Annotated in this window: 9 protein-coding genes; 1 reads left to right on the forward strand and 8 read right to left on the reverse strand. The window is 64.5% G+C overall.

Annotation, left to right across the window (positions count from 1 at the left end; all coding sequences use genetic code 11):
• Positions 1-169: 169 nt before the first annotated feature.
• From VIR09_RS17195 to argB, 5 genes are all read right to left on the reverse strand, one after another.
• Positions 170-1,222, reverse strand: coding sequence for an Ldh family oxidoreductase (locus tag VIR09_RS17195; protein WP_332013971.1), 1,053 nt, complete (start codon positions 1,220-1,222; stop codon positions 170-172).
• A 12-nt stretch (positions 1,223-1,234) separates the two neighbouring features.
• Positions 1,235-2,728 carry a DASS family sodium-coupled anion symporter gene (locus VIR09_RS17200; protein ID WP_332013972.1) on the reverse strand — a complete coding sequence of 498 codons (1,494 nt, stop codon included), beginning with the start codon at positions 2,726-2,728 and terminating at the stop codon, positions 1,235-1,237.
• 314 nt (positions 2,729-3,042) lie between these two features.
• On the reverse strand, positions 3,043-3,618 hold the full coding sequence (gene slmA, locus VIR09_RS17205; protein WP_013396742.1) for a nucleoid occlusion factor SlmA: 576 nt from the start codon (positions 3,616-3,618) through the stop codon (positions 3,043-3,045).
• A 57-nt stretch (positions 3,619-3,675) separates the two neighbouring features.
• Positions 3,676-4,422: a pyrimidine 5'-nucleotidase gene (locus VIR09_RS17210; RefSeq protein WP_332013973.1), complete on the reverse strand. Its 747-nt coding sequence runs from the start codon at positions 4,420-4,422 to the stop codon at positions 3,676-3,678.
• Entirely contained in the window at positions 4,422-5,324 is a 903-nt protein-coding gene (argB, locus tag VIR09_RS17215; protein WP_175210386.1) for an acetylglutamate kinase, read from the reverse strand. Before argB ends, VIR09_RS17210 begins: the two co-directional genes overlap by 1 nt.
• 267 nt (positions 5,325-5,591) lie before the next feature.
• Between argB and VIR09_RS17220 the strand changes: the two genes are divergently transcribed.
• Positions 5,592-6,380, forward strand: coding sequence for a MetQ/NlpA family ABC transporter substrate-binding protein (locus tag VIR09_RS17220; RefSeq protein ID WP_332013974.1), 789 nt, complete (start codon positions 5,592-5,594; stop codon positions 6,378-6,380).
• A gap of 148 nt (positions 6,381-6,528) precedes the next feature.
• Here VIR09_RS17220 and VIR09_RS17225 read toward each other — a convergent pair whose 3' ends face one another.
• Genes VIR09_RS17225 through VIR09_RS17235 form a run of 3 tightly spaced genes read right to left on the reverse strand, consistent with a single transcriptional unit; the run spans position 6,529 to position 8,350 of the window.
• Entirely contained in the window at positions 6,529-7,023 is a 495-nt protein-coding gene (locus VIR09_RS17225) for a TlpA disulfide reductase family protein (RefSeq protein ID WP_332013975.1), read from the reverse strand.
• Positions 7,020-7,760: a BON domain-containing protein gene (locus VIR09_RS17230; RefSeq protein WP_332013976.1), complete on the reverse strand. Its 741-nt coding sequence runs from the start codon at positions 7,758-7,760 to the stop codon at positions 7,020-7,022. Before VIR09_RS17230 ends, VIR09_RS17225 begins: the two co-directional genes overlap by 4 nt.
• On the reverse strand, positions 7,757-8,350 hold the full coding sequence (locus VIR09_RS17235) for a phosphoheptose isomerase (RefSeq protein ID WP_013396736.1): 594 nt from the start codon (positions 8,348-8,350) through the stop codon (positions 7,757-7,759). Before VIR09_RS17235 ends, VIR09_RS17230 begins: the two co-directional genes overlap by 4 nt.
• Between the last annotated feature and the right edge of the window lie 236 nt (positions 8,351-8,586).

Consider the following 8,586-nt stretch of genomic DNA (forward strand, 5'->3'; position numbering starts at 1 on the left):
GCCCGAGGGAATCTGAAGGGAAGGCCGAAGGCCTGGACGAAGATGACGAAGGGGAAGTCCGGAGCGAACGCTCCGGACCGCAATCGTTGCCCCGCGCATGGCGGGCCGCCGACGTGACGGGCGTCTCAAGAACCTCTGACGCCCACAAGCAAGCAAACAACTTAAGCCATCAAGAAGGCAACGCCTCAGGCACCCCAAGGTCGACCGCCAGCTTGGTAAGACCATCCCAGATCCGGCTGTCGAACGTCAGTGCATCCTCGTTCAGCGCCCGATTGCGGGCTTCATACTCGCCCGGGTACTGCACGGCCTCGACGCCCGGTTGCGGCTTGCAGGCGTGCAGGTAGTCGATGAACGCGCCCACCTCCATCGACCGCCAGTCCGTATTGAAGTCCACCTGCGGATCCAAAAGCAGCGCGAACATATTGTTCGTCGCCACCCCGTTGCGCGGATGCTCGGGCTGGATCGTGCCGCCGCCCGACAGTACGCCGGCCAACAGCTCGGCCACCAGGCCCAGCGCATAGCCTTTGTGGCCGCCGAACGGCAGCAGGGCGCCGGGCGGGTCGGTGAACAGCGCGTTCGGATCGGTGGTCGGATTGCCTTGAGCGTCGATCAGCGAGCCCGCGGGCGCTTCCTCGCCCTTGGCGGCCAGCACCCGCGCTTTGTTGACGGCGATGGAACTGGTGGCCATGTCAACGATGAATGGCGGACGGCCGCCAGGCAGCGGGCCGGCGAAGCACAGCGGGTTGGTGGTCAGGCAAGCCTGCGCGCCGCCGAAAGGCGCCACGGTCGGCGAGCGGTTGATCACGTTGGTGAAGGCCAGCAGGATCAGGCCCTTGGCCGCTACCATTTCCCCATAGTGGCCCATGCGGCCCAGGTGGTGGCTGTGGCGCAGGGTCAGGATGCACTGGCCGTGTTCCTGGGTGCGCTCGATGGCTTTCTCGATGACGACCTTGCCGACATATTGGCCCAGCCCGTGATGGCCGTCGTAGGCCAGCATCGCGCCGCGGTCGTTGATCAGCTCGGGCCGGCCGTCGGCCTGGGCCAGGCCTTCGGACAGCACGCGCCGGTAGTTGGTCAGGATGGACAGGCCGTGGCTGGTGTAGCCCACCCGGTCGGACTCGACCAGGTGCTCGGCCACGTCGCGGGCGATGTCCTCGGGCACGCCTTGGGCCATCAGCACGCGGCGGCCGTATTCATTGGCTTGGGCGATCGAAATCTTCATGATGCGCCCTCCTTACAGCCAGCCCAGCCAGCGCCAGTAGGTCATGCCCATCAGCAGCATCAGCAGGTAGCCGACGATGGTGACGATGATGCCGACCTTGGCGAACTGCTTGGCGTTGAAGGTTTCCGTACCCAGGCACACCATGTTCTGCGGCGCGTTGATGGGCAGGATGAAGCCGTAGCTGACGACGAAGCCCAGCAGCATCGTCATGCCCAGGCGGCTGAAGTCGCCCGGCAGCGTGGCCAGCACCGAGATCAGGATCGGCAGCATGGCCGAGGTCAGCGCGGTGGCGCTGGCGAAACCCAGGTGGATGATGATGAGGAAGGCGGCCAGGATCGCGAAGATGGCCAGCGGTCCCAGATGGTCCAGGCCGGTGTGGGCCACGACCTGGTTGCCCAGCCATTGGCCGGCCTGGGTCGTCAGCAGGGCGGTGCCCAGGCTGATGCCGACGCCGAACACGATCACGGTGCCCCATGGGATGCGCGATTGCACGTCTTTCCAGGTCATCACGCCGAAGCGCGGCAGCAGCAGCAGAACCAGGCCGAAATAGGTGGTGGAAGTGGTGTCGAACTTGTGCAGCTTGCCTTCGGTCGACCAGAACAACAGCAGCATGAGCGACACGGCCATCAGGCGCTTTTGCGCACCGGTCATGGGACCCAGTTCAAGCAGCGACTTCTCGACGGCTTCCTTGCCTCCCGCGATGCTGTCGCTTTCCGGCGGCAGCAGCTTGAGCACGACGGCGATCAGCACGGCCGACATGATCAGCGACCAGGGGGCGCCGGCGATCAGCCAGTCCGACCACGCCACGCGTTCGCCCAGCATCTTTTCCATGAAGCCCACTGTCAGCAGGTTCTGCGCGGCGGCGGTCTGGATGCCGACGTTCCAGATGCTGGTGGCTTGGGCCACGATGATCATGATGCCGGCGGCAATGTTGGAGCGCTTGTCCACGCCGAAGGCCGCGATCACGCCCATCATGATGGGCACCACGGCCGCGCTGCGCGCGGTGGCGCTGGGCACGACCAGGCTCAGCACGATGGTCACGGCGATACATCCGATCAGGATGCGGCGCGTGCTCGTGCCCACCTTGGCCAGGGTCACCAGCGCGATGCGCCGGTCCAGCCCGGTATAGGTCATGGCGGCCGCAATGAACAAGGCGCCGGTGACCAGCGCCAGCGCCGAGTTCGCGAAGCCGGTCAGCGCCATGCTGATCGCGGCCGAGGTGCCATAGAGCACTTGCGGGTCTTTGATTGTCGGAGCCGTGCCCAGCAGGAAGGCCATCAGCGTCGTGATCATGATCGCGCTGGCTTCGTAGGACACGGCTTCGGTAATCCAGACCACCACTGCGAATGCCAGGATGGCGAGCATCCGGTGGCCCGCGACGGGCAGGTCGGCGGGCAGCGGCATCATCAGCACGCCGATCATCACCAGGATGCCGGCGATGAGTCCGATTGGAATTTTGGTTTTCTTTGGGGCTTGCGAGGCAGGGACGGCGGCTTGCGCGGTCATATCCATCTCCGGTTGAGGTCAAACTGCCGACACACCGCCCCGCGAGCAACGGGATAGGTCAAATCGGTGTGTCGACGCTACAGCATGATCGTGACGGCATTGCGGAAAACCCGTATTGATGCAGATCAAGCCTGTGGAGATTTGGGCTTGTGGAAAACCTCTGACGGGCATTATGCTCGTCGCCCCGCGCCGCCGGCAAGCGAAGATTGTTGCATAGAACAATGCTAATGGCCGAAAAAAAAGACGGATCGGGAATTAATTGGATCGTGCCACGATGCTAATCGGCGCTACGGCCGGATGACCGGAGCGCCGGCTCAGCCCAGCGCCAGGCGCAGTTGTTCGTCCAGGTGCAGCGTGGGCGCGACGCGCCAGCCGCTCTGCGCATAACGCAGCCAGCGGCCCAGCACCAGATGCGTCAGCAGGCTGGCGTGGGCGGCCACATTGGCCTGCGGCGGCAGGCCGCCATCGGTGACGGCGATGCGCAGCGACTGCTTCAACGACGCCTCGATGCGGTCGTTGATGTGGTTGATGCGTTCCTGCAGGCGGTTGTCTTCCGTGACCAGCGCGTCGCCGGTCAGCACGCGCGTCATGCCCTTGTTGCGTTCCGAGAAGGTCAGCAGCATGGAGACGGTCTGGTGGGCCTGGGTCAGGCCATGAGGTTCGGCGATGGCGATCTGGTTCACCAGCGTGAAGATGCTGGTTTCGATGAATTCGATCAGCCCCTCGAACATCTGCGCCTTGCTGGCGAAGTGCCGGTACAGCGCGGCTTCAGAGACTTCCAGGCGCGCGGCGAGCGCGGCCGTGGTGATGCGGGAAGCGTGCGGCTGCTCCAGCATCTCGGCCAGGGTTTGCAGAATCTGGGTCTTGCGCTCGCCGGGTTTGCTCGCCATGGAAGGGTCTGCTCTCGCGCAGGCTTGACGGTGAAGGGGGAGGGGAGGAGCGCGCCGCTATCCCCGCAAGGGGCGTCGGCGTAACAGCAAATCACTGACGGAGTTTACCCGCAAGTCGACATAGGCCGGCCGCTGCGAGCGGCCGCGCGCGAACGGCGTGCCGGGGTGATACACATGGACGGTACGCAGGCCGGCCTGGCGCGCGCCGCGCAGATTGGCCAGCGTGTCTTCCACCAGGACCGCGTTGCGCGCCTGCACGCCTTCGCGGGCCAGCACATGGCGCAGCAGCGTGGGCGAAGGCTTGGGCCGGAACTCGCCGTGCAGGCGCATGTGCTCGATGGCCCAGAGGCTGTCGAACTGCCGCAGGATACCCAGGCGCGCGAGCACGGCGCGGGCATAGTGCAACGGCGCGTTGGTCAGCAGCACCTTGCGGCCCGGCAGCCGGCTCAGCTTGTAGGCCAGCGCCTTCTCCGAACGCACCAGCGGGCCGACGTCGAAATCGTGGCTGCGGTGCAGGAATTCATGGGGATCCACGCCGTGATGCCGGACCATGCCTATCATGGTGGCGCCGTAGCGCTTCCAGTACTGCGAGCGCAAGCGGTTGGCGGTGTCGATGTCGACGTTCAGCGCCTCGGCCACGGCCATGGTCATGCCGTGGTCGATCTTGGGGAAAATGGCGTGCGAGGTGTCGTGGAGCGTGTTGTCCAGATCGAACAGCCACAGGCGTTCGGAAACGCCCGTGGCGGTGCGGCGGGACCGGCGCATGCGTAGCGCCGGCCGCAGCAGGTAACGCTGTGCCCGCATCAGTGCGAGCTGATCATCGTGCCCACGCCCTGGTCGGTCAGGATTTCCAGCAGCAGGCAGTGCGGCACGCGGCCGTCGACGATGTGCACCGAGTTCACGCCGTTCTTGGCGGCATCCAGCGCGGACGAGATCTTGGGCAGCATGCCGCCGGAGATCGTGCCGTCGGCGAACAGTTCGTCGATGGTCTGCGCCGACAGGCTGCGCAAGAGCTTGCCGGCCTTGTCCAGCACGCCCGGGGTGTTGGTCAGCATCAGCAGCTTTTCGGCGCCCAGCACTTCCGCCATCTTGCCGGCCACGACGTCGGCATTGATGTTGTAGGCCGTGCCGTCCTCGCCATAGCCGATGGGCGAGATGACGGGGATGAACTGGTCGTCCTGCAGCGCCTTGACCACGGCCGGCTCGACCATGGTGATGTCGCCGACGAAGCCGATGTCGATGGGTTCGGACGGATTGTCCTTGTTGGCCATCAGCTTCTTCTGGGCCTGGATCAGTCCGCCGTCCTTGCCGGTCAGGCCCACGGCCTTGCCGCCGACCTCGTTGATCATCATGACGATGTCTTGCTGGACCTGGCCGCCCAGCACCCATTCGACCACTTCCATGGTCTCGGCGTCGGTGACGCGCATGCCCTGGATGAAGGTGCCCTGTTTGCCGATGCGGCGCAGCGCGTCGTCGATCTGCGGACCGCCGCCATGCACCACCACCGGGTTCAGACCCACCAGCTTCAGCAGCACGACATCGTGCGCGAAGCTGCGCTGCAGACGCTCTTCCGTCATGGCGTTGCCGCCGTACTTGACCACGATGGTCTTGCCGTGAAATCGTCGGATATACGGCAGTGCTTCAGACAGCACAGCGGCTTTGACAGCAGGAGACGAAACGGCAGCAGGGTCGGGGGTGTCGGTCATGGCAGCTAAGTCGGCAAATATACGTATGAGTGGTTAGAAAAAATGCCTGCACAAAAACGCGTTCGGGACGCGGTAGCGCAAGCATACGACGGATTGTAGTACCCACAGGTTTCTTATGCTTTAAACCCATGTTCATATGCCCGACAAATAACCGGCATTCAGGTAAATTGGGGGCGATTTCGCAACGGCGCGCCCCGCAAAAGGGGGCTGGGCCACACCGGCAGGGGCATCAGCCCCCGATTTTTTTACCCATAAAAGAGGCAACACATGCGTTTGAACTTTGTCCGGTCCGCCCTGGTGGCGTCGGCCTTGCTGGTGGCGGCGAACGCCGCCCATGCCGAAAAAGTGGTGGTGGGCGCGACCCAGGTGCCCCATGCCGAGATCCTGGAAGTGGTGAAGCCGCAACTGGCCAAGGAAGGCGTGGAGCTCGACATCAAGGTGTTCAGCGACTACGTGCAGCCCAACCTGCAGCTGGCGGACAAGCAGCTGGATGCCAACTTCTTCCAGCACAAGCCCTACCTGGATTCCTTCAACAAGGACCGCAAGGCCACGCTGGTGCCGGTGGCCCTGGTGCACGTCGAGCCGTTCGGCGGCTATTCCAAGAAGATCAAGAGCCTGTCCGAGCTCAAGGACGGCGCCACGGTCGCGATCCCGAACGATCCCTCCAACGGCGGCCGCGCCCTGGTGCTGCTGCAGAAGCAGGGTGTGATCAAGCTGAAGGATCCGTCCAACATCCTGGCGACGGCTGCCGACGTGGTCGAGAATCCCAAGAAGCTGAAGTTCCGCGAACTGGAAGCCGCCATGCTGCCGCGCTCGCTCGATGACGTGGACTTGGCGCTGATCAACACCAACTACGCGCTGGAAGCGGGCCTGGTTCCGACCAAGGATGCCCTGTTCATCGAAGGCGCGGATTCTCCCTACGCCAACATCCTGGTAACCCGTTCGGACAACAAGGACGCGCCGGGAATCAAGAAGCTGGTCCAGGCCCTGCACACGCCCGAGGTGAAGAAGTTCATCCAGGACAAGTACAAGGGCGCCGTGGTTCCGGCATTCTGAGTCCGATAGGCCTGGCCTGATCTGGAAGCCGCCCGTAGCCCGGGCGGCTTTTCTTTTGGGGCGCGCAGGGCAGCCTGCCCAGCCGCCGCAAGGCGAAAAAAAACCGCCCGATCAGGGGCGGTCTGGCGCGGATGCCGCGTGGCGGGGCTCAGCCTGCCGCCAGGGCTTTTTCCACGGTGGCATGGAATTCCGCCACGTCGTATTCGCCCAGGTAGCGCTTGATGATGCGGCCCTGCTTGTCGATCAGGAAGGCCGTGGGCGTCAGGCGGATGTCGCCGAAGGCGCGGGCGATCTCGCCCTTGGTGTCCAGGGCCACCGGGAACGGCAGCTTGCGCGTGTCGGCGAAGTTCAGAACGAAGTTGGGCGGGTCGTAGTTCATGGCGACCGCGATCGCCTCGTAGCCCTTGGACGCATACTCGTTGTAGGCCGAGATGGTTTCCGGCATCTGCTTCACACAGGTCACGCAACTGGTTGCCCAGAACTTGACCAGCACGACCTTGCCGCGCAGGTCCTGCATCGAGAAGGTCTTGCCTTCCAGCGTGGTGAAGGTGACGTCGGGCGCGGTCTGGGCAGGGCGCATGACGAACCAGGCGCCGATGCCGACCGCCACCAGGACGGCCAGTGCGATGATGGCTTTCTTCATTTGATGGGCATGGCCTCTACGCCGTTGCTGGTGCCGGCCGCGTTGTCGCTGGCTGCGCCGGCGCCGCTTTCGATGGGCGCTTTGGTTTCCGTGGAAGTGTTGGACTTGGAACCGGTGTTCGACAGCCGGATGGCTTCCTCGCGGCTGATCGTCTCGAACAGTTTAACCACCTTGGCCACGCCGCCGACGTCGGCGGTGGCGTTGGCGGCATACTCGCCTTCGGCCTGGGTCAGCTTGCCCATCAAATAGACGACGCTGTGGTCGGTCGTTACGGCGATGGTGCCCGAGGGCACGTACTTGGTGTTGAGCAGGGCCGTCTTGACCTTGGAAGTCAGCCAGGTGTCGTTGGAGCGTACGCCGAACGAGGCGATGGGACCGACGTTCAACTGGTTGATGACCTGTTTGACGTTCTCCACCCCTTGGGCAATGGCGGTGGCCTGGTTCTTGGCTTCCTCGGTGGGCACGTCGCCGGTCAGCAGCAGGTGGCCGCCGTAGGCCATGGCATTGACGCGCGCGGTGTCGCCCAGCTTCTGCGAGATCTGGCTTTGCGCCTTGAACGCCATGTTCTGGTCTTCGAGCTGGATGCCGGAGGTGCGGCGGTCAGTCACGACGACCGCGGTGGTGGCGGCCGCGCCGCCCACGATCAGGGGCGCGCAGGCCGTCAGCGAGAGTGCGGCGGTGGATAGCGCCGCGGCGAGCATCAACGGGCGGGCTGCGGTACGGACGTCAGAAATCATTCGGTGTCTCCAAGCAGAAGAGCGTCAATGCCGTCGCACAGCGCGTGCAGCAGCAGAATATGGACTTCCTGGATGCGCATCGTGCGATCGCTGGGAACACATAGATGGACGTCCATCGGCGTAATGAGTTCCCCCATGACGCCGCCGCCCTTGCCGGTCAGGGCAAGCACGTGCATTTCGCGGGCGCTGGCGGCTTCCATGGCGCGCACCACGTTAGGGGAATTGCCGCTGGTGGATATGGCCACCAGCACGTCGCCGGCCTGGCCGAAGGCGTTGACCTGGCGTTCGTAGATCTCATCGAAACCGTAGTCGTTGCCTACCGCGGTGAGGATCGAGGTGTCGGTATTGAGCGCGATGCCGGCCAGGGGCAGGCGTTCGCGTTCAAAGCGACCCACCAGTTCGGCGATGAAATGTTGCGCATCGGCGGCCGAGCCGCCATTGCCGCAAGCCAGAATCTTGCCGTTGTTTGCCAGGGCGCCGAACAGCACGTCCACCGCCACTGCCAGCGGCTCGGCCAGGACGTTCATACTTTGTTCGCACGCAGCCATGGCGTCGCGAAAGTGCGACGTCATACGAGAGGTCATATCCATGGGCGCGATTATCTCACGGGGCTGTGGCGCGGTTCTGTCCAGGCGTAACGACTGTTAGGCAGGTCGTTACCGGGGACGGCGGGCCTCAGGTTTGCCAGAACGCGCCGCGCAGCCATTGGGGATCGCCGGCCTCGAATACGACGGCGTCGAAGCGCGCCGCAGGCAGGCTGCCGTGCCAGTGGCGCCGGGCCAGTTCCGGCAGCCAGAAGGCCGCGGCGCGGGCCAGCCGGGCCTGC

It is taken from the genome of Achromobacter sp., from assembly GCF_036567245.1.
In the GTDB taxonomy this organism is placed as follows: Bacteria; Pseudomonadota; Gammaproteobacteria; order Burkholderiales; family Burkholderiaceae_B; genus Achromobacter.